This is a genomic window from Streptomyces changanensis (assembly GCF_024600715.1).
Classification (GTDB): Bacteria; Actinomycetota; Actinomycetes; order Streptomycetales; family Streptomycetaceae; genus Streptomyces; species Streptomyces changanensis.
In genome coordinates this window covers 315,155-338,655 of record NZ_CP102332.1, presented here as the reverse complement: position 1 = coordinate 338,655, position 23,501 = coordinate 315,155, and the positions used below count along the sequence as shown (strand labels likewise).

At 75.3% G+C, this 23,501-nt stretch carries 20 protein-coding genes; 9 read left to right on the top strand and 11 right to left on the bottom strand.

Going from position 1 to position 23,501, the window contains the following annotated elements; genetic code table 11:
* Window positions 1–128 precede the first annotated feature (128 nt).
* A complete protein-coding gene (locus tag NRO40_RS01500) occupies window positions 129–2,255 on the top strand; it encodes a SpoIIE family protein phosphatase (protein ID WP_058940708.1) in 2,127 nt (708 codons plus the stop codon).
* 159 nt (window positions 2,256–2,414) lie between these two features.
* On the opposite strand, the gene NRO40_RS01495 is transcribed toward NRO40_RS01500, so the two are convergent.
* The 7 genes from NRO40_RS01495 to NRO40_RS01465 all read right to left on the bottom strand — a co-directional run bounded on the left by NRO40_RS01495 (window position 2,415) and on the right by NRO40_RS01465 (window position 10,999).
* Window positions 2,415–3,575 (bottom strand): aldose epimerase family protein, encoded by a 1,161-nt coding sequence (locus tag NRO40_RS01495; protein ID WP_058940709.1) that lies wholly within the window; start codon window positions 3,573–3,575, stop codon window positions 2,415–2,417.
* Window positions 3,576–3,653: 78 nt separating this feature from the next.
* Entirely contained in the window at window positions 3,654–4,886 is a 1,233-nt protein-coding gene (gene mmsB, locus NRO40_RS01490) for a multiple monosaccharide ABC transporter permease (protein WP_058940710.1), read from the bottom strand.
* Window positions 4,887–4,895: 9 nt separating this feature from the next.
* Entirely contained in the window at window positions 4,896–6,431 is a 1,536-nt protein-coding gene (mmsA, locus tag NRO40_RS01485) for a multiple monosaccharide ABC transporter ATP-binding protein (protein WP_058940797.1), read from the bottom strand.
* A 38-nt stretch (window positions 6,432–6,469) separates the two neighbouring features.
* Window positions 6,470–7,585, bottom strand: a complete 1,116-nt coding sequence (gene chvE / locus NRO40_RS01480) for a multiple monosaccharide ABC transporter substrate-binding protein (RefSeq protein ID WP_058940711.1) — start codon at window positions 7,583–7,585, stop codon at window positions 6,470–6,472.
* Between the two features lie 3 nt (window positions 7,586–7,588).
* Window positions 7,589–8,557, bottom strand: coding sequence for a hypothetical protein (locus tag NRO40_RS01475; protein ID WP_058940712.1), 969 nt, complete (start codon window positions 8,555–8,557; stop codon window positions 7,589–7,591).
* A gap of 235 nt (window positions 8,558–8,792) precedes the next feature.
* Window positions 8,793–9,839 carry a zinc-dependent alcohol dehydrogenase gene (locus NRO40_RS01470; RefSeq protein ID WP_058940713.1) on the bottom strand — a complete coding sequence of 349 codons (1,047 nt, stop codon included), beginning with the start codon at window positions 9,837–9,839 and terminating at the stop codon, window positions 8,793–8,795.
* On the bottom strand, window positions 9,836–10,999 hold the full coding sequence (locus NRO40_RS01465) for a mandelate racemase/muconate lactonizing enzyme family protein (protein WP_058940714.1): 1,164 nt from the start codon (window positions 10,997–10,999) through the stop codon (window positions 9,836–9,838). The genes NRO40_RS01470 and NRO40_RS01465 overlap by 4 nt, the downstream gene beginning before the upstream one ends.
* A 291-nt stretch (window positions 11,000–11,290) precedes the next feature.
* Here NRO40_RS01465 and NRO40_RS01460 point away from each other — a divergent pair, with 291 nt between their 5' ends.
* From NRO40_RS01460 to NRO40_RS01440, 5 genes are all read left to right on the top strand, one after another.
* Entirely contained in the window at window positions 11,291–12,061 is a 771-nt protein-coding gene (locus NRO40_RS01460) for an IclR family transcriptional regulator (protein WP_058940715.1), read from the top strand.
* Window positions 12,058–12,909 (top strand): SMP-30/gluconolactonase/LRE family protein, encoded by an 852-nt coding sequence (locus NRO40_RS01455; RefSeq protein WP_058940716.1) that lies wholly within the window; start codon window positions 12,058–12,060, stop codon window positions 12,907–12,909. Before NRO40_RS01460 ends, NRO40_RS01455 begins: the two co-directional genes overlap by 4 nt.
* 173 nt (window positions 12,910–13,082) lie before the next feature.
* The gene (locus tag NRO40_RS01450) at window positions 13,083–13,616 is read left to right on the top strand and encodes a SigE family RNA polymerase sigma factor (RefSeq protein ID WP_058940717.1); all 534 of its coding nucleotides are present in this window, start codon (window positions 13,083–13,085) and stop codon (window positions 13,614–13,616) included.
* The gene (locus NRO40_RS01445) at window positions 13,616–14,323 is read left to right on the top strand and encodes a hypothetical protein (RefSeq protein ID WP_058940718.1); all 708 of its coding nucleotides are present in this window, start codon (window positions 13,616–13,618) and stop codon (window positions 14,321–14,323) included. The genes NRO40_RS01450 and NRO40_RS01445 overlap by 1 nt, the downstream gene beginning before the upstream one ends.
* Before the next feature lie 106 nt (window positions 14,324–14,429).
* A complete protein-coding gene (locus tag NRO40_RS01440; RefSeq protein ID WP_058940719.1) occupies window positions 14,430–14,636 on the top strand; it encodes a hypothetical protein in 207 nt (68 codons plus the stop codon).
* Window positions 14,637–14,921: 285 nt separating this feature from the next.
* Here NRO40_RS01440 and NRO40_RS01435 read toward each other — a convergent pair whose 3' ends face one another.
* The gene (locus tag NRO40_RS01435; RefSeq protein ID WP_058940720.1) at window positions 14,922–16,490 is read right to left on the bottom strand and encodes an FAD-dependent oxidoreductase; all 1,569 of its coding nucleotides are present in this window, start codon (window positions 16,488–16,490) and stop codon (window positions 14,922–14,924) included.
* Window positions 16,491–16,593: 103 nt separating this feature from the next.
* On the opposite strand from NRO40_RS01435, the gene NRO40_RS01430 reads away from it, so the two are divergent.
* Window positions 16,594–16,827, top strand: a complete 234-nt coding sequence (locus NRO40_RS01430; protein ID WP_058940721.1) for a DUF6480 family protein — start codon at window positions 16,594–16,596, stop codon at window positions 16,825–16,827.
* A gap of 278 nt (window positions 16,828–17,105) precedes the next feature.
* A complete protein-coding gene (locus NRO40_RS01425; protein WP_058940722.1) occupies window positions 17,106–19,448 on the top strand; it encodes a serine/threonine-protein kinase in 2,343 nt (780 codons plus the stop codon).
* 118 nt (window positions 19,449–19,566) lie between these two features.
* On the opposite strand, the gene NRO40_RS01420 is transcribed toward NRO40_RS01425, so the two are convergent.
* The 3 genes from NRO40_RS01420 to NRO40_RS01410 form a co-directional block, all read right to left on the bottom strand.
* Complete coding sequence (locus tag NRO40_RS01420; RefSeq protein WP_157901785.1) at window positions 19,567–19,743, bottom strand: hypothetical protein; 177 nt, start codon at window positions 19,741–19,743, stop codon at window positions 19,567–19,569.
* 165 nt (window positions 19,744–19,908) lie between these two features.
* Complete coding sequence (locus tag NRO40_RS01415) at window positions 19,909–20,109, bottom strand: antitoxin (RefSeq protein WP_058940723.1); 201 nt, start codon at window positions 20,107–20,109, stop codon at window positions 19,909–19,911.
* A 147-nt stretch (window positions 20,110–20,256) separates the two neighbouring features.
* A complete protein-coding gene (locus NRO40_RS01410; RefSeq protein WP_058940724.1) occupies window positions 20,257–22,083 on the bottom strand; it encodes a serine hydrolase in 1,827 nt (608 codons plus the stop codon).
* 265 nt (window positions 22,084–22,348) lie between these two features.
* Here NRO40_RS01410 and NRO40_RS01405 point away from each other — a divergent pair, with 265 nt between their 5' ends.
* Complete coding sequence (locus NRO40_RS01405; RefSeq protein WP_079046827.1) at window positions 22,349–23,500, top strand: calcium:proton antiporter; 1,152 nt, start codon at window positions 22,349–22,351, stop codon at window positions 23,498–23,500.
* Window position 23,501 lies beyond the last annotated feature (1 nt).

Sequence of the window (23,501 nt, the reverse complement as noted above, 5' to 3'; positions counted from 1 at the left end):
ACCCCGCCGCCGTGGGTCGTGCGGAGCCCGGCGCCGGCCCCGCCTCGCCCGCCGCGTGCCGTGCGGCGCCCCGCCGTCCGGGACGCGCCCGGACTGCGGCCCTCCGCCGGGCACGGCACGCTGGAGGCGTGGAGCGGAGCGTACGGCGGGAGACGCGGGAGCTGGGCGCGGCCCTGACGGCCGCCATGGAGCGGACCGGTGCCTCCGTCGGCATGGTGTACCTCCTGCCGCCGGAGGGCCGGGCCCTGCGCCTCGCCGTCCTCAGCGGCGTCCCGCTCGACATCGCCGCCCCGTGGACCCGGGTGGCGCTCGGCGATCCCGTCCCCGTCGCCGACGCGGTGGCCCAGGCCCGGCTGGTGTGGTTGGCCGACCAGGAGGAGATGGCCCGCCGCTATCCCCGGCCCGGGCTGGTCCTGCCGTACCGTTTCTCCCTCGCGGCCCTGCCCCTCACCGCGGACGGCACCCCGTGGGGCGGGCTGGTCGTGCTCTGGCCGGCCGGTCATCCGCCGACCCTCTCGCCGGAGGAGGCCGAGGCGCTGCGGACCGGGGCCGGGCGGATGGCGGACGTCCTGCGGACGGCCGCCGGCGCCGGCGCCCCCCTGCTCCCGGGCCCGCAGCCGTTCCTGGCCCACTCACCCGGCCCCGCCTCCGATGCCGGGCAGGCCGCCGCCGCCCTCGCCTTCGCCGACCGGCTCCCCGGCGGCAGCTGCGCCCTCGACCTCGACGGCCGCGTCACCTTCGTCACCCGGACCGCCGCCGAGCTGCTGGGGCTGCCCGAGGAACGGCTCGTCGGCACCTTCCCCTGGGAGGCGCTGCCGTGGCTGGACGCCCCCGTCGTCGAGGACCGCTACCGGGCGGCCCTCATCAGCCGGGAGACCACCGCGTTCACCGCCGTGCGCCCGCCCGGCCACCGGCTCCGCTTCCGCCTCCACCCGGACGCCACCGGCATCAGCGTCCGCGTCATCCCGCTGCCCGACGCCCCGGAGGCGGGGTCCCGGCCCCGGTCCGCGCGGGAGCCCGCCCGGCGGCGGTCCGCGACGCCCGCCGTACCGGGCCGGGCGGGCACCCTCTACCACCTGATGCACCTCGCGGCGATGTTCACCGAGGCCGTCGGCGTACGGGACGTCGCCGAACGGACGGCCGAGCAGATGACCCCCGCCCTGGGGGCACGGTCGCTCGCCCTGCTCCTGGCCGGGGACGGCCGGCTGCGGCTCGTCGGCCACAGCGGCTGTGACCCGGACCTCGCCGAGCGGCTGCACTCCGTCCCCGTCGGCGCCGGCACCCCGGAGGTCCGGGCCTTCACCGGAGGGACCCCGCTGTTCTTCCAGAGCGCCCGGGAACTGCGCGCCGCCTACCCCTCGGCGGGTGAGCGGACCCCCGAGGGCGCCTGGGCCTTCGTCCCGCTCATCGCCTCCGGCCGGCCGGTCGGCTCCCTCGCCCTCGGCTTCGACCGGCCGCGCGGGTTCCACTCCCCGGAGCGGGCCGTCCTCAGCTCCCTCGCCGGCCTGATCGCACAGGCCCTGGACCGGGCCCGGCTGTACGACGCCAAGCACGACCTGGTGCACAGCCTCCAGGCCGGGCTGCTGCCGCACGGCCTGCCGCGGGTGTCCGGCCTCGACGTGGCCGCCCGCTACCTGCCCGCCGCCGTCGGCATGGACGTCGGCGGCGACTTCTACGACGTCATCCGGCTCGGCGACACCACCTGCGCGGTGACCATCGGGGACGTCCAGGGGCACAACGTCGACGCCGCCGCCCTCATGGGGCAGGTCCGCACCGCCGTCCACGCCACCGCCGGGGCACCGCCCGGCGAGGTGCTCGCCCGCACGAACCGGCTCCTCCTCGACCTGGACCCGGGCCTCTTCACGAGCTGCCTCTACGCCCAGCTGGACCTCGCCCGGCACAGCGCCGTCCTCGCCACCGCGGGCCACCCGCCGCCCCTGTGCCGCCACCCGGACGGCCGCACCGCGAGCCTGGACGTCCCGCCCGGCCTGCTCCTCGGCATCGACGCCACCGCCACGTACCCCGAGACGGAGGTCCCCCTGCCGCCCGGCACCCTGCTCGCCCTGTTCACGGACGGGCTGGTGGAGGTGCCCGGCGTCCACTTCGACACGACCACCGCCGACCTCGCCGCCCGGATCAGCCGCGGCGACCCCACGGACCTGGACGCCCTCGCCGACGCGGTCGTGGAGCACGCCTGCAGGACCGCCCCGCGCAACGACGACATGGCCCTGGTCCTGCTGCGCACGCACCCGTGACGGCACCCCGCCCCGTTCCCGCCCGCACGTGCGCCCACGCGCGCGGCGGCACGACCCCGCCGGGGGCCGTGCCGCCGCACGCAGAACCGTCACCGGCCGCCCGGCACCGGCCGCCCGTCACAGGCCGTCCGGCACCGAACGCCCGTCACCGGCCGCCCGTCACCGGGCCGAGAAGCCGTGCACCGTCGTCGACCGGTACGTCTCGCCCGGGCGGAGCACCGTCGAGGGGAAGTGCGGCTTGTTCGGCGAGTCCGGGAAGTGCTGGGTCTCCAGGCACAGCCCGTCGCCCTGCCGGTAGGTGCGCCCCGAGGGCCCGGCGAGCGTTCCGTCCAGGAAGTTCCCCGAGTAGAACTGCGTCCCCGGCTCCGTCGTGGAGATCCGCATGGTCCGCCCGGACCCCGGGTCGCGCAGGGTCGCCGCGTACCCGGGGGTGCGGGTGGCGCCCTTGTCGAGGACCCAGTTGTGGTCGTATCCCTTGGCCGTCACGAGCTGCGGGTGCGCCTCGCGTATCCGCCGGCCGATCCGCTCCGCGCGCCGGAAGTCGAACGGCGTGCCCGCCACCGGCGCCAGCTCCCCGGTGGGGATCAGCGTCGCGTCGGTCGGCGTGTACCGGGACGCGGCGAGCCGCAGCTCGTGGCCGAGGACGTCCCCGCTGCCCTCGCCGGCCAGGTTGAAGTAGGTGTGGCCGGTCAGGTTGACGACGGTCGGCCGGTCCGTGGTGGCCACGTAGTCGATCCGCCAGTCGCCGTCACCGGTCAGGGTGTACGTGACGGTGGTGTCGAGCCGGCCCGGATAGCCCATCTCGCCGTCCGCGCTCACGTACCGCAGCACCAAGCCGACGCCGCTCGGGCCGCTGAACGGTGAGACGTCCCACACCCGCTTGTCGAAGCCGGCCTCGCCGCCGTGCAGGCTGTTCGGCCCGTCGTTCACCGACAGCCGGTGCTCGCGGCCGTCGAGCGTGAAGCGCCCGCCGGCGACGCGGTTGCCGTAGCGGCCGATGAGCGCCCCGAAGTAGGGGCTGGCGGCCACGTAGTCCTCCAGGCGGTCGAAGCCCAGGGAGACGTTGGCGTACCGGCCGTGCCGGTCGGGCAGTTCCAGTGACTGGACGATGCCGCCGTACGACAGCACGCGCATGCGGGTGCCGCCGTTGGCCAGCGTCCAGCGGTGGACGACCGTGCCGTCGGCGAGCGTGCCGAAGACCTCCCGCACGGGCCGCCGGCCCCCGGCGCCGTTCCCGCGGGCGTGGGCGGTGCCGGGGGCGGCGACCGCGGTGAGGCCGGCGGCGGCCGCCGCCAGGAGGGTGCGCCTGTTCGTGTCCATCGCGGCTCCAGACGAGGGAGAGGGAGGGAGAGGGAGAGAGGGTGGATGAGGCGGGTGGGGTCGGGGTGGTGGAGCGCCTCACGTGCCGGCCTTGCGCTTGTTCCACACGTCGAAGCCGACGGCGGCCAGCAGCACCAGGCCCTTGATGACCTGCTGGTAGTCGGTGCCGATGCCGACCAGGGACATGCCGTTGTTGAGCACGCCGAGGACGAGCCCGCCGATGACGGCGCCCATCACGGTGCCGACGCCGCCGCTCATGGACGCGCCGCCGATGAACGCCGCGGCGATGGCCTCCAGTTCGAAGTTGAGGCCCGCCTGCGGGGTGCCGGCGTTGAGCCGGGCCGCGTACACGCACCCCGCGAGGGCGGCCAGCACGCCCATGTTGACGAAGACGAGGAAGGTGACCCGCTTGTCCTTGACGCCGGACAGCTTGGCGGCGGCCTTGTTGCCGCCGAGGGCGTACACGTGGCGGCCGATGACGGCGTTGCGCATCACGAAGCCGAGGCCGATGAGCAGCGCGCACATGATGAGCATCACCACGGGCACGCCGTGGAAGGACGCCAGCGTGAGGGTGAACGCCACCACCGCCGCGGTGATCGCCACGCACTTGAGGACCCACACGCCGGTCGGCGGCACGTCCAGCGCGTAGGCGAGCTGCCGGCGCCGGTCCCGCCACTCGCGCAGCAGCAGGACGACGACGGCGGCCAGCCCCAGCAGCAGCGTCGGGTTGTGGTACTGGGTGTACGGCCCCATCTCCGGGAGGAACCCCTTGGCGAGGTTCTGGAAGCCCTCGGGGAAGGGCGCGATCGACTGGCCCTCCAGCACGATCTGGGTCAGGCCGCGGAAGAGCAGCATGCCCGCGAGCGTCACGATGAAGGACGGGATGCCGAGGTAGGCGATGAAGTACCCCTGCCAGGCCCCCGCGACCGCGCCGATGAGCAGCGCGAGGAGCAGGGCCGGCACCCAGGGGATGTCGTGCCTCACCATCATCACGGCCGACATGGCGCCGACGAAGGCGACGAGCGAGCCGACGGAGAGGTCGATGTGCCCGGAGATGATGACGATCATCATGCCCATGGCGAGGATGAGGATGTAGCTGTTCTGCTGGACCAGGTTGGAGACGTTGTTCGGCAGCAGCAGCGTGCCGTCGGTCCAGATCTGGAAGAGCAGGACGATGGAGGCAAGGGCGATGAGCATGCCGTACTGGCGCATGTTGCCGCGCAGCCCGCGCAACAGGACCTCGCGCGCCGACGGCTGGCCGGGCGCCGCGCCGGGCGCCGCGTCCTTCGGTGGGGTGGTCGTGGTGGTCATGGCGGGGCCTCAGCTTCTGTTCATGGTCATCTGACGCATCAGGACTTCCTGGGTGGCGTCGGCGCGGTCGACCTCGCCGGTCAGCCGGCCCTCGGCCATCGTGTAGATCCGGTCGCACATGCCGAGCAGCTCGGGGAGCTCGGAGGAGATCAGGAGCACCGCCTTGCCCTGCGCCGCCAGCCGGTCGATGACGGTGTAGATCTCGTACTTGGCGCCGACGTCGATGCCGCGCGTCGGCTCGTCGAGGATCAGCACCTCGGGGTCGGCGTGGATCCACCTGCTGAGGACGACCTTCTGCTGGTTGCCGCCGGACAGCCGGCCCACCTGCTCGAAGACGGTCGGAGTCTTGATGTTCATGGTGGTGCGGTACCGCTCGGCGACCTGCCGCTCGTGGTGCTCGTCCACGACGCCGCGCCGCCGCATCCCGGGCAGGGACGCGAGGGAGATGTTCCGGTTGACGGTGTCGATGAGGTTCAGGCCGTACTGCTTGCGGTCCTCGGTGACGTACGCCAGGCCCGCCCCGATCGCGGCCGGCACGTTCCGTATCACCACCTCGCGCCCGCCCACCTCGACCGTCCCGGCCACGTACCGGCCGTAGGAGCGCCCGAAGAGGGACATCGCGAGCTCCGTGCGGCCCGCGCCCATCAGCCCCGCGACACCGACGATCTCGCCGCGCCGCACGGTCAGCGACACGTCGTCGACGACCGTGCGCTCGTGGTCCACCGGGTGGCGGACCGTCCAGCCGCGCACGTCCAGCGCGACCCGGCCCGCGTCCTCGCCCTCGTAGGGCGTGCGGTCGGGGAAGCGCTGGTCGAGGTCGCGGCCCACCATGCCCCGGATGATCCGGTCCTCCGAGAGGCCGGACCCGCCGTCGGGCGTCGCGCGCACCGGCAGGGTCTCGATGGTGCGTCCGTCGCGCAGGATCGTCACCGTGTCGGCGACGCGCCGGACCTCGTTCAGCTTGTGCGAGATGACGATGCAGGCGATGCCCTGGTCGCGCAGCTCCAGGACCAGGTCGAGGAGCTTCGCGCTGTCCTCGTCGTTGAGCGCGGCCGTCGGCTCGTCGAGGACGAGCAGCTTCACCTCCTTCGCCAGCGCCTTGGCGATCTCCACGAGCTGCTGCTTGCCCACGCCGATCTCCGCCACGGGCGTCTGCGGCTTCTCCCGCAGCCCCACCCGCTCCAGCAGGGCGCCGGCCCGGCGCAGCGTCCCGTTCCAGTCGATCACGCCGCGCGTGGCCCGCTCGTTGCCGAGGAAGATGTTCTCGGCGATCGACAGGTAGGGCACGAGCGCCAGTTCCTGGTGGATGATCACGATGCCGTGGCGCTCGCTGGCCCGGATGTCCCGGAAGGCCACCGGTTCGCCCTCGAAGCGGATCTCGCCCTCGTACGAGCCGTGCGGGTGGACGCCGCTGACCACCTTCATCAGCGTCGACTTGCCCGCGCCGTTCTCGCCGCAGATCGCGTGGACCTCCCCGGCCCGCACCGTGAGGTCCACACCCGAGAGGGCCGTGACGCCGGGGAACCTCTTGGTGATCCCGCGCATCTCCAGCACGGGCGGCGCCACCCCGTCCGTCCCCGGCCTCACTTCAGCTGCCCGGCGGTGAAGTACCCCTCGTCGACGAGGAGCCGGGTGTTGGTCTTGTCGATGCTGACGGGGTTCAGCAGGAACGACGGCACCGTCTTCTTGCCGTTGTCGTAGTCCGTGACGTTGTTGACCTCGGGCTTCTTCCCGTTGAGCACGGCGTCGCCCATCTTCACCGCCTGCGCGGCCAGCTTGCGCGTGTCCTTGAAGACGGTCTGCGTCTGCTCGCCCCGGATGATCGACTTCACGGAGGCCAGCTCCGCGTCCTGCCCCGTGACGACGGGCAGCGGCCGGCTCTTCGTGCCGTAACCGGCGCTCTTGAGGGCCGAGATGACGCCGATCGAGATGCCGTCGTAGGGGGAGAGGACCGCGTCGACCCGCTGCGCGCCGTAGTTCTTGCTGATCAGGTCGTCCATGCGCTTCTGCGCGGTGCCGCCGTCCCAGCGCAGGGTGGTCGCCTGGTTCATGCGGGTCTGCCCGCTGCGCACGACGAGCCGGCCGCTCGTGAGGTACGGCTGGAGGACCTTCATGGCGCCGTTCCAGAAGTACCGGGTGTTGTTGTCGTCGGGGGAGCCCGCGAAGAGCTCGATGTTGTACGCCTTGCCGGCGGAGCCCGGCGGGCCGAGCTCCAGCTTGTCGACGATGTACCGCGCCTCCAGCTCGCCGACGCGCTCGTTGTCGAACGAGGCGTAGTAGTCGACGTGTTCGGTGCCCATGATGAGGCGGTCGTAGGCGATCACGGGGATGCCGGCGTCCTCGGCCCGCCGGAGCACCTCGGTGAGCGCCGAACCGTCGATCGCGGCGACCACCAGCAGCGTCCGCCCTTTGGTGATCATGTTCTCGATCTGGGCGATCTGGTTCTCGACCTTGTCGTCGCCGTACTGGAGGTCGGTGGCGTAACCGGCCTTGCGGAACTGTTCCGCCATGTTCTCGCCGTCGGCGATCCACCGCTCCGACGCCTTGGTCGGCATGGCCAGGCCGACGGTGCCGCCCCCACCGGCCGGCGGCTGGTAGCGGCTGCCGCCCCGGGCCTCCTGGCCGCAGGCGGTGAGGGAGACGGAGAGCAGGGCCGCCGCGAGGGCGGCGCCCGCGAGGCGGGCTGTGCGGGTGCGCATGGGTCAGTCACCTTCCGGGACGGGGAAACGCCGGAGTTCGCCCGGCAGTCGGGTGCCGAGCGGCGACATGCCGCCGTCCGCGCCGTGCCGGGCCAGCAGGTCGAGGGCGAGGCGCCCGCGCCGGACCCGCTCCCGCGCGGTGGCGAGCGCGGTGTCGCGCAGTTGGGCGCCGTACGGGTAGATGCCGGGCGACCGGCTCAGCCCGAACTTGAGGTACAGGGGCGCGCCCCGCCGGATCAGTTCGGCCACTTCGTACATGCGGACGTAGCCGCCGAGGTCGTCCGGGGCCTCCACGTACATGTCCATGGGCGCGCCGCTGACCCGGCGGATCTCGGTGAGGTGGTCGAGCGTCAGGTCGGAGGGCACGTTGAGGGAGTCGGCGCCGAGCCGCTCGTAGACGGCGTACGCGGCCGGGTTGACGGGGCCGGTGAGCGCGGACAGCTTGAAGGTGGTGTCGGCCGGCAGCGCGCCGGAGGCACGCAGCCGGTGCAGGGTCCACAGCACGCCCTCGTCGGCGACGAGCAGGCAGCGCACGCCGAGCGCGGTGGCCCGCAGGGCGTCCTCGACGCAGCCGGCCAGCGCGTCGTGGCCGCGGGCGCGCAGCCCCGCGCCGCCCGAGTCGGTGCGCGTGCCGGCACCGATGTCCCAGGTGCCGCGCGGGCCGGTGAACAGGCACAGCTCCACGTCGCGGGCCGCGCAGGACTCGACCATGTCGGTGATCTCGGCGTCGGTGAGCATCCACACGCCGCTGCCCTGGCTGACCCGGTGGACGGGCACGTCGAGGCGGGCGCTCTCCTTCAGGACCACGGCGAGCGCCTCGGGCCCCTCCACCGAGGGGATCTCGGTGCGCCACGTCCCGCCGTCGGGGAAGGTGTGCGGGGAGGCGTCGGCCGGGTCGGGGCCGGGGGAGGGGTGGCCGATGCGGGCGAGCGCGTCGGCGCCCGGTCGGCGGGGGGCGGACGGGGGAGTCACGGGTCTCCTCGGGGTCGGGTGCTGCGACAGGTCGGTTCGGCACCGGGTCGTCGGACGGGCCGGTGCGGGGTGGGCCGTTGGCGGGCGGGTGCGGCGGCGGGCCGTTCGGCGGGTCGGTTCGGGGGCGGGTCGTTCGGCGAGTCTGTTCGGTATGTCGGACGTCATTCGGATCGGTGGGTACGCGGCGGTACGGGGGCCGGGCGCCGCCCGTACCGCCGCGCGTTCGAGGCGCCGGTCAGGGGCGCAGCAGCACCTTCCCGGTCGCGGGGTCGCCGCCGCCCACCAGCGCGACCGCGTCCCCGAACCGCTCCAGCGGGAACTCGTGCGTGACGAGCGGCGCCGGGTCCAGCAGCCCGAGGGTGAAGGCGCGCACCGCGTCCGACCACGCGGCGGAGGACGCGCCGAAGACGCTGCGGACCTCCAGCTGGCTCACCGACAGGTGCACCGGGTCGATCCCGGTCGCGCCGGCCGTGAACATCCCGGTCAGCACCACCCGCCCGCCCCGCCGCGCCAGCAGGCACGAGGACGCCGCCGTGGAGGGCGCGCCCGCCGTCTCCACCACCAGGTCGTACCGGCCGTGCAGCGCGTCGGCGCCGTCCGGCCCGAGCGACCGCGTGGCCCCGAACCGCAGGGCCGCGTCGGCGCGCGCCGCCCGCGGGTCGATCACGGCGAGTTCGGCGGGGGAGGTCGCGGCCAGCAACTGCACGGCGAGCAGCCCGAGGGTGCCCGCGCCCACCACCGCGATCCGCTCCGCGGGCCGCGGCCGCCCGGCCCGCACCGCCGCGGCGACCACCGCGGCCGGTTCCAGGAGTGCCGCGGCCCGCAGGTCGGCGTCGTCGGGCAGCGGGTGCAGCAGCCGCGCGGGCACCACCAGGTGGTCGGCGAAGGCGCCCGGCTCGGTGAACCCGGTCTCGGCGTACCCGCCCAGGCACAGGCTCGTCTCGCCGCACCGGCACCGCTCGCAGGCGCCGCACGCCCGGAACCCCTCGGCCACCGTGCGCCGGCCCACCAGCGCCGGGTCGACCCCGTCGCCCACGGCCAGCACGGTCCCGGCCCACTCGTGACCGGGGGTCACGGGATAGCGGACGTACCCGGCGGCGCGGTGGCCGTCGAGCACCTCCCGGTCGCTCAGGCAGATCCCGGCCGCGGCGACGCGCACCAGCACCTCGCCCGGGCCCGGCACGGGCACCTCCCGCCGCACCAGGCGGTGGACGCCCGGCCGGTCGACGACGACGGCCCTGCCGGCGGCGTCCCCACCGCCGGCGGGGTCGTCCGCGGTCACCTGCCGCCCTTGGGGGCGCGCTTCTCCCAGCCCTCGGCCCACAGGTCGAACCGGGCCTGCTGCTGCGGGAACTCGGCCGCCGCGTCCACGTCCAGCTCGACGCCCAGCCCCGGTGCGTGCGACACCTCGAAGCAGCCCGACTCCGGGTCCACCTGCGGCGCGCCCTTGACGACCTTCTTGATCTCCGCGTCGGCGAAGTCGTTGAAGTGTTCGAGGATCTTGAAGTTGGGCGTGCAGGCGGCGAGCTGGAGCGACGCCGCGGTCAGGACGCTGCCGCCGACGTTGTGCGGCGCGACCAGCATGTAGTGCGTCTCGGCGGTTGCCGCGAGCTTGCGGGTCTCCAGGATTCCGCCGATGTGCCCCAGGTCCGGCTGGATGATGTCGACGGCCTGTGACTCGAACAGCTCCCGGAACTCGATCCGGTCGTGGATCCGCTCGCCGGTCGCCACGGGCGCGTCGACCTTGTCGGCGAACTTCGCCAGTGCCTTGAGGTTCTCCGGCGGGACCGGCTCCTCCAGCCAGGCCGGGTGGTACGGCGCCAGCTCCCTGGCGAGCCGTACGGCGGTGGCCGGGCTGAACCGGCCGTGCATCTCCACCATCAGCTCGGCGTCGGGACCGATCGCGTCCCGCACCGCCTCGATCAGCGACACCGCGTAGCGGGTCTGCTCGGCGTCGAGTTCGAGGTGGCCGGTGCCGAACGGGTCGATCTTCAGCGCCCGGTAGCCGCGGGCCATGACCTCCCCGGCGGCCTTGTGGTACGCCTCCGGGGTGCGCTCGGTGGTGTACCAGCCGTTCGCGTACGCCTTGACGCGGTCGGTGACCTTGCCACCCAGCAACTGCCACACCGGGACGCCGAGGGCCTTGCCCTTGATGTCCCAGCAGGCCATCTCGACGACCGCGATGCCGGACATCACGATCTCGCCGGCGCGGCCGTAGTCGCCGTACTTCATCCGCCGGACGAGGTCCTCCACCGCGAAGGGGTCCGACCCCGCGATGTGGTTGACCTCCGCCTCGCGCAGGTAGCCGAGCAGGGCGTCCGTGTGGCCGAGCATGCGTGTCTCGCCGACGCCGGTCAACCCCTCGTCGGTGTGGACGAGTACGTAGGTGAGGTTGCGCCAGGGGGTCCCGACGACATGAGTGGTGATTCCCGTGATGCGCACGGTAGTTGCCCCTAGGGTCCGTTCGGTACGTTGAGTGTGTTCGGTATTTCGTCACACGTTCGAAATCGTGGCGTGACCGTAATCAGCCCCCGCACGGGGTGTCAATGGCCCGCGCACATCGCGTCGTTCGACACCGGGTGACGGCGCCGGGTCGGGATGGCGGCGCGGGTGCCGGGCCGGAGCGGAGGCCCCGGGCCGGTCCGGCGATTGCCCGCGAACGCCGCCGTGAGTAGCCTGTGTTCGTCATGCCGGTCACTGGCCGGGGTTTCGAACGAAGGGGTGGGTGGCGTCATGGGACGTCTGGTTCCCGCGGTGACCAGGGCGCTCGACATACTGGAGCTCTTCCTCGACGGGGACGGCACGCTCTCCGCACCCGAGATCACCAGAAGGCTGGCGCTGCCCCGCACCACCGTGCACGAGCTGGTCACCACGCTCGCCGCCCGGTCCTACCTCGTACCCGCCTCCGGCCGGCCCGGCCGCTACCGCCTGGGCGTGCGCGCCTACCAGCTCGGCAGCCGGTACGCCGAACAGCTCGACCTCGCCGCCGAGGGGCAGCGCGTGGCCCGCGAGGTCGCGGAGACCTGCGACGAGACCGTCCACGTCGCCGTCCTGGAGGACCTGGACGTCATCTACATCGCCAAGGTCGACTCCACGCACGCCGTGCGCATGGTCTCCGCCGCCGGCCGCCGGCTGCCCGCCCACTGCACCTCGGTCGGGAAGATGCTGCTCGCCTCGCTCCCGCGGGACGACTTCGACGCCCGCGTCGACGGGCGCGAGCTCGTCGCGATGACCCCGAACAGCATCACCGACCACGACCGGCTGCGCGCCGTGCTCGCCACCGTCCGCGAGCGCGGCGTCGCCACCGAGCACAGCGAGTCCAACCCGGACGTCAGCTGCGTCGCCGCCCCGGTCCGCGACGGCGCCGGCCGGGTCGTCGCCGCCCTGTCCATCTCCGTCCCGATGATCCGCTGGAGCGAGGAGCGCGAGGCGGAGCTCGCCGAGCTGGCCGCCAAGGGCGCCGCCGACCTCTCCGCCAGCCTCGGCCACCGGGGCGGCCGGTGAGCGCGCCCCGCGCCGAGGTGGCCGTCCGGGAGGCCGCGGCCCTCGGCGAGGGACCGACGTGGGACCCGGCCGGCGGACGGCTCGTCTGGGTCGACGTCCTCGGCTCCCGCGTGCACACCCACACCCCCGCCGACGGCCGGCGCGGCGTGCTGCTCACCGGCCAGCACGTCGGCGCGGCCAAGCCCCGCGCCGGCGGCGGACTCGTCGTCAACCTCCGCGACGGCATAGGGCTCTACGACCCCGACGGCGCCTTCCGCTGGCTCGTCCACGCGCCGGTCCCCGGGCGCCGCGGCAACGACGCCGCCGTCGCCCCCGACGGATCCCTGTGGGCCGGCACCATGCGCTACGACGAGGCGGACGGCGGCGGCGCCCTCACCCGCGTCGCCCCCGACGGCACCACCACCACCGTCCTGCCCCGGGTCACCGTCAGCAACGGCACGGACTGGAGCCCCGACGGCCGCCTCGTCTACTACGTCGACAGCCCCACCCGCCGCGTCGACGTCCTGCGCGCCGACGGCGGGCACCTCGTCGAGCGGCGCACCTTGGCGACCGTCGAACCCGGCGCCGGCTTCCCCGACGGGCTCACCGTCGACGCCGACGGCTGCGTATGGGTCGCCCTCTGGGACGGCGCGGCCGTCCGCCGCTACACCCCCGACGGGCGGCTGGACCGGATCGTGCCCCTGCCCGTACGGCGTCCGACCGCGTGCGCGTTCGGCGGCCCGGGCCTGCGCGACCTGTACGTCACGACCGCCCGCACCGGCCTCGCCGACCCGCACCCGCTCTCCGGCTCCCTGCTCGTCCTCCCCGATGCCGGACAGGGGCGGGAGGCACACGCGTTCGCCGGGTGACCGTCGCCTGCGCTAACATCCTCCGCCATCCCCGGTGATCACCGGCGCGGACGATCCGCGCCGCGGTCCGACCGACTACCGACCGGGGCGCACACCGGCCACGCCGCCGACGGCGGCACCCGTGGCAGCACCGCGACGAAACACGCGCGTCGAAGCGCGGGGAGAGGGCGCCCGTGGGCACATCCGCCGATGACGCCGCCACCGAGTTTCACGACTTCTTCGAGCGTCACCACGCCGAACTGGCCCGCTTCGCCCACCTCCTCACCGGCGAGGCGGACGCCGCCGACGACCTCGCCGCCGACGCCCTCCTCGCCCTCTGGCACCGCTGGGACCGCGTCCGCGCCGCGCAGCACCCCGTCGCCTACGCGCGGGGCGTCGTCGCCAACCTCGCCCGCAGCCGCATCCGCAGCACCGTGCGCGAGCGCCGCCGCGTCGCCCTGTTCTGGTCGCAGCGCGCCGAGCACGTCGACGGCCCCGACGTCCCGGCCGTCCTGGACGTCCGCAGCGCCCTGCGCCGGCTGCCCTTCCGCAAGCGGGCCTGCGTGGTCCTGCGGCACGCCTTCGACCTGTCCGAGCGGGAGACCGCGCTGACCCTCGGCATCTCGGTGGGTACGGTGAAGAGCCAGACGTCGAAGGCCGTGGCACAGCTGGAACAGCTGCTCGGCCACGGGGCCGCCGCCTCGGAACTGGTCGGAGGAAGGAAGTAGTGGACGAGCTCCAGCGGGCCCTCAAGGAGGCCGCGCGGACCCACCGGCCCGACCGCGCCCGCATCCTCGCGCGGGTCGAGCGCGGGATGGCCGCCCCGCCCCCGGTACCCGCCCTCCGGCGCCCGGCCGGCCCCCGGTGGGCCCGGATCGCCGTGGCCACGGCCGCCGTCGCCGCGGTCGTCGCCGCCGGCGGACTGACCGCGCGGGCCGTCCTGCACGAGGACCCGGCCCCCGCGCACGTCGCCGTCCCGGCGCCCGACGACCCCACCTCCCCGCTCGCCGGGCGCGCCGTGGACGGCTTCCTGCGGGGCGCGGCCGTCGTCGACCCGCACAGCAACCGCTACTGGGCCCAGTCCAACATCACCTTCAGCACCACCACGGCTTTGCGGGAGCTCACCGTGGAACTGCGGGTCGCCCAGACCGGCCGGGTGGCCCCGACCGGCAACTGGCGCACCCTGCCCGCCGACGACTTCGCCGTCTCCACCCGCGAGGAGGCCGGCGCCCTGGTCTACACCTGGACCCTGCGGCCCGGCCGGGGCGTCCCCGCCGGGCAGCACGTCTTCGCCGCCCAGTACAACCACGCCGAGGGCGGCCGCGACGCCGGGGACGACCGGTACACGGTCACCGCGACCTCCACCGGCGGCGGGCACGCCTCCGTGACCGGCGGCGTCACCCCCGTCACCGGCGCCCCGCGCGGGTCGCGGTGACCTGACGGGCCCGCCGGCCCGGCCGCCCGCCGCGCGGTCGGCGAGGGGATGCGTGAGCGCGGGGCGGGGACGACAATGGCGAGTGCCGGACGAACAAGGAGGCGGCATGAAAGAAGAGCCCGAAACGACCTCCAGGCCCCGGCAGGGTGGCGTCTCCCCGGACGCCATCCTGCACAGCGGCGCCGAAGGCGAGTTCACCGCCGAGGACCTGGTCCTCGCCTCCGGGCGCGACGTGAACCCGAAGAACATGGCCTGGGCCGAGCGCAGGCTCGCCGAGAAGGGCAGGGCCGCGCTCGACGAACTGCTCCCCTGACCCCTTCCGCCCCCGGGGCCGTGCCGCGGCACCGCCGCGGCACGGCCCCTTCTTCCCCGCACGCGCCCCCGCGGGGCACGCGTCCTTCCACGCCGGGGCCGCCGACCCGCGCGCCTGGCGCCCCCGGGGCCTGCGCCTCCTTACAACAGCGGCCCCGCCCCGACCACAGGACGCGCAACCACGCCCAACCCCGCCCACACGATGGCGGCCCCCGGTACCGGCGCGTCCACCGCACCCGGTACCGGGGGCCGCAGTCCGTCCGGCCCGCCCGTCAGGACGTCCGCGTCACCGCCCGCCGTCCTCCTCCTGCCGCCCCTCACCGTCGTCCACGCGCGTCCGCTCCAGCGGGCGCGTCGCCGGGCCCTCGACGACCCGCCCGTCCACGGCGAAGCGCGATCCGTGGCACGGGCACTCCCAGGACGTCTCCTCGTCGTTGAAGTGCACCACGCACCCCAGGTGCGTGCAGCGCGCCGACACCGCGTGCAGCGCTCCCGCCTCGTCCCGGTGCACCGCGAGCAGCCGCCCGCCGACCCGCACCACCGCGCCCTGGCCCGGTCCCACCTCGTCGACCGAGTCGACGTACGCGCCGGGCGTCCGGTCGCCGACGAAGTGCTTGGCCACGTGCGCCTGGAGCTTCAGCATCGCCGGGACGTCCCGGGTCGGGTGCAGCCGCACCGGGTCGTACAGCGACGTCCACGCCGGTTCCCTGCCCCGGATGCGGGCCGCCAGCAGCGATCCCGCCATGACGCCGCTGCTCATGCCCCAGCCGGCGAACCCGGTCGCCACGAACACGTGCCGCGTCCCGGCGTGCAGCCGGCCCACGTACGGCACCCGGTCCGTCGTCGAGTTGTCCTGCGCCGCCCACCGGTGGCTGAACTCCACCTCGCCGAACCGCTCCCGCGCCCACCGTTCCAGCCGGGCGTACCGCTCGCCGACCTCGCCCTCCTCGGTGGTGCCCGGCGCGAACTGCTCACCGGTCACGATCAGCGTGCGCGTCCCCTCACGCCCCGAGGGCGCGGTCCGCACGGACCGCGTGCCGCCCTCGGAGGTCAGGAACACGCCGCCCGGATCCCGGTCGGCCGCGATGGGACCCGCCACCACCAGCTCGCGCTTCGGCTCCAGACGGGTGAAGAGCAGAGACCGGTCGAACACCGGGTAGTGCGTCGCGACCACGACGTACTGGGCCACGATCGTGTGCCCCCGCTCGGTGGTCAGCTCGCACGGCGAGCCCTCCTTGAGCCGCGTCACGCGCGTCCGCTCGTAGATGCGCGCGCCGAGCCGCTCCATGTGCGCCGCGAGCCCCAGCAGGTACTTGCGCGGATGGAACTGGGCCTGGCTCTCCAGCCGCACCGCGCCGGCCACCGGGAACGGCAGCGACGTCTCCGTCACGTACGAGGCGGGCAGCCCCGCCTCCAGCGCGGCGTCCGCCTCCGCCCGCAGCTCGTCGGTCCGGCCGGGGTCCTCCGTCCAGGTGTACGCGGGGAGGCGCTCCAGGTCGCAGTCGATGCCCAGCTCCTCGCTGACCTCGGCGACCCGCTCGACGGCCAGCTGCTGCGAGTGGGCGTACAACCGGGCGCCGCGCGCGCCGTGCACCTTCTTGACCTCGGCGTACACCTGGCCGTGCAGGGCCGAGAGCTTCGCCGTGGTGTGGCCGGTCACGCCGGTGGCGATCCGGTCGGCCTCCAGCAGGACCACCGAGTGCCCCGCCCGGGCCAGCTCCCACGCCGTGCAGATACCGGCGATGCCACCGCCCACGACGGCGACCTCGGTCTCCACGGCCCCGTCGAGCGCGGGACGCGGCGGTCCCGGCGCGTACTCCAACCACAGCGAACCGGTAAGGGCGTCGTAGGCCATGAGCGCACTCCTCGTCGACGGCCGGACCGCCACGCGGTCCCGGAGAGATCCGAGGTACCCGGAGATCGCGCATGAAACCCCCGGAGCTGCGCACTCGTACCCCATGACGTACAGCAACCCCGACCCTGACCCGGACCGCACGACCGGCCTGGACGCCGGCGGCGGCGTACCGCCCGGCGAGACCCCGCCCGCCGAGGGCAGCACACCGGGGGCGGGTCCCCGGGAGACCCACAATCCGCCGACGGGCTGGGCGAAGGCCCCGCTCGCCATGATCCTGGTCATCGTCGTCCTGGTCGCGGCGCTCTTCGCGGTGATGGCGATCATGATCGCGATGTGACCGCCCGGCCCGGACCGCCGCGGGCGAGGCACCCCTGACGGCCACGCGTCCCCGGGGGCGGCGCGCCCCTGCCGCCACGGACCGCAAGGGGCGCGCCGCGGCCGCGCCCCCCGCGGCACTGCCCCGCGCCCGCCGCCTGGCGGACGCGGCACCTACGGCCCGCGCCGCCCGGCCCGAGGGGCCGACACCCGCTCGGCCCCGTACGAACTTCGCAGACAGGGCGCCATACTGGACGGGCCGGGGAGGGCGGAGCGGACCGACGGGGGCGACAGCGGGCGATGGCGGACACCAGGCTGATCCACGGCCGCTACCGGTTGCTGGAGGTGATCGGGCGGGGCGGCATGGGCGAGGTGTGGCGCGCCACCGACGAGTCGCTCGGGCGGCGGGTGGCCGTCAAGTGCCTCAAGCCCCTGGGCCCGCAGCACGACCCGGGCTCCGTCCGCGTCCTGCGCGAGCGCTTCCGCCGCGAGGCCCGCGTCGCCGCGTCGCTCCAGCACCGGGGCGTGACGGTGGTCCACGACTTCGGCGAGTGCGACGGCACGCCCTTCCTCGTCATGGAGCACCTGGAGGGCCGCAACCTCAGCCAGCTGCTGGAGGACAACAAGCACCACCCGCTGCCCGTGGACGACGTCGTCGACATCGCCGAGCAGGTCGCCGACGCCCTCGCCTACACCCACCGGCAGGGCATCGTCCACCGCGACCTGAAGCCGGCGAACATCATGCGGCTCGCCGACGGCACGGTGAAGATCTGCGACTTCGGGATCGCGCGCCTCGACGCGGGCCCCGGCCACTCCTCCCGCCTCACCAGCGGCGAGATCACCCTCGGCACGCCGCACTACATGTCACCCGAGCAGATCGGCGGCGGCCGCGTCGACCACCGCAGCGACCTCTACTCGCTGGGCTGCGTGCTGTACGAGATCTCCACCGGCGTCCCGCCGTTCGACCAGGACGACGCGTGGGGGATCCTCGTCGGCCACCGCGACACCCCTCCGGAGCCGCCCCGTACGCACCGCGCGGAGCTGCCCGCGCCGTTCGAGCGGATCGTGCTGGACCTGCTCGCCAAGACGCCCGACGCCCGCCCCGCCGATGCGGGGGACGTCCGGCGCCGCATCAGCGACGCCCGCCGGGCCGTACCGGCCGGCGCCACTCCGCTGCCGGCGGTGCCACCGCACCCGGCGACGCCACCGCACCCGGCAACGCCACCGCACGGCGCGCCCGTCCTCCTGGCGACCCCACCCGGCCCGGACACGGGCGCCCAGGGGCGTGCCGCGCGGCGGACCGACCCGCCGTCCGCCGTGCCCGCGCCGCGAGCCCCGGCGTGGACGCGCACCATGACCACCGGCCGCAAGGCGGTCGGCACGCACCACCCCCGCCCCGTGCCCCCGCCGGACGACGACGATCCGGTGACGACGCTCACCGGCACGTGGACCACGGGCGCGGGTACGTCCCACCTCGGTACCGGCGCGCGTACGGGTCCGGGCGCCCTCGGCACGGGTGGCGGTCCGTGGCGGCCCCAGGGGGCCGCTCCCGACGCGCCCGCAGCGGGGACGGACTCCGGCACGCACCGGTTCACGCTCCCCCCGCCGCCCGGCCGGCCGCCCCGGGGGTCGGAGCCGCAGGCCGCCCTGGCCGACCGGCACGGCGCCGCGCTGCGCCTCGCCCGGCTCGGCCGCTGGGCCGAGGCGGGCGAGGCGCACCGCGCCGTCGCCGCCGAACGCGAACGGGTCCTGGGCGCGGACCACCCCGACACCCTGACCAGCCGCCACGAACGCGGCGTCGCCCTCAGCCGCGCCGGTCGGGTCGCCGCGGCGCTGCGCGAGCTGGACCGCGTCGCGGAGGCCCGGGACCGCGTCCTCGGCCCGGACCACCGCGACACTGTGGCGACCCGTCAGGAGTCGGCGTACGTCCTCACCCGGCTCGGTCGCCACGCCGACGCCCACCGGGTGCACGCCGCCGTCCTCTCCGCCCGCGCGCGCGTCCTGGGCGCCGGCCACCCGGACACCGTGGCCGCGCTCCAGGAGGTCGCCCACGCGCTCGGCCGACTGGGCCGCTGGGAGGAGGCGCTGCGCACCTGCCGTGAGGTCGCCGACGCGCGCGCCCGCGCGCGGGGCGCGGACCACCCCGACACGCTCGCCGCCCGGTACGAGGTCGGCATCGCCCTCGGCCGCCTGGACCGGGGCCACGAGGCGCTGGAGCTGTACCGGGACCTGACGGCCGCCCGCAGCCGGGTGCAGGGACCGGAGCACCCCGAGACGCTGCGCGCCCGGCACGGCCTGGGCGTCAACCTCGGCCGGCTCGGCCGCTGGGAGGAGGCCCTGCGCGAGGCCCGCGACGTCGCGGCGACCCGCGCCCGCGTCCTGGGCCCCGACCACCCGGACACGCTGGTCAGCGGCCGGGAGGTCGCCGTGTGCCTGGGCTGGTTGGGCCGCTGGGCCGAGGCGCTCACCGGCTACCGGCTCGTGTCCGGGGCCCGCGAGCGGGTGCTCGGGCCGGACCACCCGGACACGCTCGCCAGCCGGAACGACGAGGCCCAGTGCCTGGAGCAGCTGGGCCGGCACACCGAGGCGGTGGAGCTGCACCGGCGGGTGGCGGCCGCCCACCGCCGGCGCACCCCGGGCTGAGGGACACCGTCCGCGCCCCCTGGGCCGACGGCACGGCGTCGACCGCGCGGCGCGTGCGGGGAAACGGTTCGGGTGGGCACCCCGTGGGGCGCCCACCCGCGACCGTGCGACAGCCGTGTCAGCCGACGCGCCAGCAGGTGCCTTCGAATCCGGCGACGTGGACGTCGCCCGCCGAGACGTGGCCGCCGGACACCCAGCAGCCCTTGACGCCGTCCGAGTCGGCGGCGGCGGGGGAGGCGGTGAGGAAGCCGACAGCGAGCAGACCGGCCAGAGCGATCGAGATGCGCCGAAGCATGTTTCTCTCCTTCGAGTGTGGGGACTCGGCACGACTCTCCATCAGCCGCGGGCGCACCGCACGCCGGGGCGCTCGACCGGGTGGCGCGGGCACCGCACACGCGCGGAGGTCCCCGGTCCGTCCGTGACGGCGGACCGGGGACCCGGACGTGGTGCGCGAGGTGGGTCAGGGCCGCGGCGGCTCGCCGCCGTGCCCGCCCCGGCGCCGGCCCAGCTGGTCCTTGAGCCGTTCCTGGGCGGTGCCGACGTGGCGGCTGTGCTTGCCGCGGGTGCGGCGGCCGACCATGTCGCCCACCTTGTCGACGCCCCTGCTGCTCTGCCCCTCGTGCCCCTTGAGCATGCTCTTGAGCTTGTCCATCATGGCCATGGGTCGTCCTCTCGCCGAGTGACCCCCTGGCCTCCAGTCTCCCCGCCCGTCCCGGCCCGCGCATCCGCGCGCTCACCGCGCGGGCCGTCGGCCGGGCCGCCGCCTCTCCGTCGGCGCGACGGGGCCGCCCGGCGACCGCGACCCCGGTCAGTCGGCCGACGGCACCCAGCCCCGTGCCTCGACGCGCGCGGCGTCCGCCGGCCGGGCCTCGTCGAACAGCGCGTCGTCCCCGTCCAGGACGCGCAGCCGGTCGACGTACGCGCCCCGCCCGACGTACCGGCCGTCGGTCGTGTACCGCCAGCGCAGCCGCACCGGGCCGGAGCCGGACCAGGCCGACAGGTCCGCCTCCGCCCGGTGCCACACCCGCCCCGACCAGCCCGACACCGCGCCGCCCGGGTGCGCCGCGGGCTCCCCGCCCGGCGGCACGGTGGTGAACGGAACCGGCCGCCACACCGCCCCCTCCGAAGCGTCCGTCGCCGACGCCTCCAGCACCAGGGCGTCCGTGCCGGGTTCGGTGTCCCACCACAGGGCGCACCGCAGCCTCGCCCGCGCCGTGGCCGGCCGCACGGCGGGCAGGGTGAGCGTCGCCGTCGTCGCGGACGCCATGCCGGAGAACCAGGCGGTACGGCCGTGTGCCGCCCGCACCGGTACCGCCCGCGCCAGCCGGTCGGCCACCGCGACCCGCGGCGCCGACCCGGAGCGCCACGTCCGCACCGGGTGCACCGAGTTGCCCAGCAGCACCAGGAACGCGTCGGTCGTCGGGTCCAGGACCAGGCTCGTCCCGGTGAACCCGGTGTGCCCCGCCGAGCGGGGCGTCGCCATCGCCCCCATGTACCAGTGCTGGTACAGCTCGAAGCCGAGCCCGTGCTCGTCCCCGGGGAACGCGGTGTTGAAGTCGGTGAACAGCAGCTCGACGGAGTCCGGCCGCAGGATCCGGGCGCGGCCGTACGCCCCGCCGTTCAGCAGCGTGCGGGCGAGGACGGCCAGGTCCCACGCGCGGGAGAACACCCCCGCGTGCCCGGCGACCCCGCCGAAGGCGTGGGCGTTCTCGTCGTGCACCTCGCCCCACACCAGCCCCCGGTCGAGCCCCGACCACGGCGGCCGGGCGTCCTCGGTCGCGGCGATGCGCGGACGCCAGGAGGCCGGCGGGGCGAACCGGGTGCGGCGCATGCCGAGCGGCCCGGTGATCCGCTCCCGCAGCAGTACGTCCAACGGCCGGCCGGTCACCTCCTCCAGCAGCAGCTGCAGGGCGATCAGATTGAGGTCCGAGTAGCGGTACAGCGTGCCCGGGGCGTCGGTCGGCCGCTCCTCCCACAGCATCCGCAGCCTGCCCTCGCGGGTCGGTTCCCGGTACAGCGGCAGCCAGGCCCGCAACCCCGACGTGTGCGTCAGCAGCTGGCGGACCGTCACGCCGCCCTTTCCGCCGCCCCCGAACTCCGGCAGCCGCTCCGCGACCCGGCCCTCCAGCTCCAGTTCGCCGCGCTCCAGCAGCTGCACGACGAGGAGCGAGGTGAAGAGCTTGGTGAGGGACGCCAGGTCGAACACGGTGTCCTCGTGCATGGGGATGCGCCGTTCGGGTGGCAGCTCCACGCCCCGGTCCGTCGTCTCGTCGTACGCCGCGTACCGCAGCGCGTACCCGACCGCCCGGTGCAGGGCCACGGTGGTGCCGCGCCCGGCGAGGACCACCGCGCCCGCGTACCAGGGGTGCGTGGGGGAGGGGCCGAGGAACCGCTCCGCGTCGTCGACGAGCCGGTCGAGGTGGTCCGGCAGCAGTCCGGCCCGCTCGGCCGTCCCGCGCCGCAGCACCGGCCCCGCCCCGTGCCCAGCCCCGTGCGGGCCGCTTCCGGGCCGCTCCGGCTGCGCCCCCCGGACCCCCGGAACCGGACCGATCACCAGCGCACCTCCCAGTGCCAGAACCCCGCCGCCGAACGCCCGCCGTCCGATCCCGTGCCCGCCCGCCGGCTCCCGCCCCATGCCCCGCCCTCCCCGCCTGAAGGAAACCTCGACCCTCGCGCGTACCGGGTGAAACGTTCTTACCGCCGCACCCACCCGTCAAGGAGGCGGGCGGGACGACCTCGCCGCCGCACCCGCCCGGGGCCCACCGGACGCCCGCCGTCGGCGCCCCGCCGGTACCACCGTCGGCGCCCGCAGGAACCGGCGCCGCGGACGTCGCCGCCGACCGGAGCAGCCGCCGCGCCGACCGGGTGCGGCCCGCGCACCGCTCTGGCAGCGTGGCCGCATGGGCAAGCAGACGGACGCGGACCGGGGCGGCCCCGGCGGCGCCGACGGCGGGGCCGCCACGCCGCGCCCCTGGCGGGAACGGACCACCTGGGTCCCGGCCGTGGCGGTGCTCGTCCTCGCGCTGTGCTGGGGCCGGGACCTGCCGGGCGTGCTCGTCGCGGTCGTCGGGCTCTGCCTCGCCGGGGCCGTGCTGTCCGCCGTCCACCACGCCGAGGTGGTCGCGCACCGGGTCGGCGAACCGTTCGGCTCCCTCGTCCTCGCGGTCGCCGTGACGGTCATCGAGGTGGGCCTCATCGTCATGCTGATGGCCTCGGGCGGCGACAGCGCGGCCACGTACGCCCGCGACACCGTCTTCGCCGCCGTGATGATCACCTGCAACGGCATCGTCGGCGCGTCCCTGCTCGTGGCGACCCTCCGGGGCCGCCGCGTGGCCGTCTTCAACGCCGAGGGGTCCGGCGGGGCCCTCGCCACGGTGACCACCCTGGCCACCACGACGCTCGTGCTCCCCACCTTCACCACCGGCAGCCGCGGCCCGGAGTTCACCGGGGCGCAGCTCGCCTTCGCCGCCGTGGCCTCGCTCTGCCTGTACGGGCTCTTCGTCACCGTGCAGACGGTCCGGCACCGTGACTACTTCCTGCCGGTCGCCCGCACCGGGGAGCCGCTCGACGCGGTCGCCCACGCCGTGCCGCCCACCCGCGCCGCCACCTGGTGGAGCCTCGGGCTGCTGGCGGTGGCCCTGGTGGCCGTCGTCGGCCTCGCCAAGGTCGTCTCACCGACGATCGAGTCCGGGGTGGAGACGGCCGGCCTGCCCACGGCCGTCGTCGGCGTCGTCATCGCCCTCATGGTGCTGCTGCCGGAGACCCTGGCGGCCGTGCGGGCGGCCCGCGGGGAACGCGTCCAGACCAGCCTGAACCTCGCCTACGGCTCGGCGATCGCCAGCATCGGCCTGACCGTGCCGGTGATCGCGCTCGCCTCCCTGTGGCTGTCCGGGCCCCTGGTGCTGGGGCTGGGCCCCGTCCACCTGGTGCTGCTGGCGCTCACCGCGGTGGTGAGCGCCCTGACCGTGGTGCCCGGACGCGCCACACTCCTGCAGAGCGGCGTCCACCTGGTGCTGTTCGCCGCCTTCGTCTTCCTGTCGTTCAGCCCCTGAG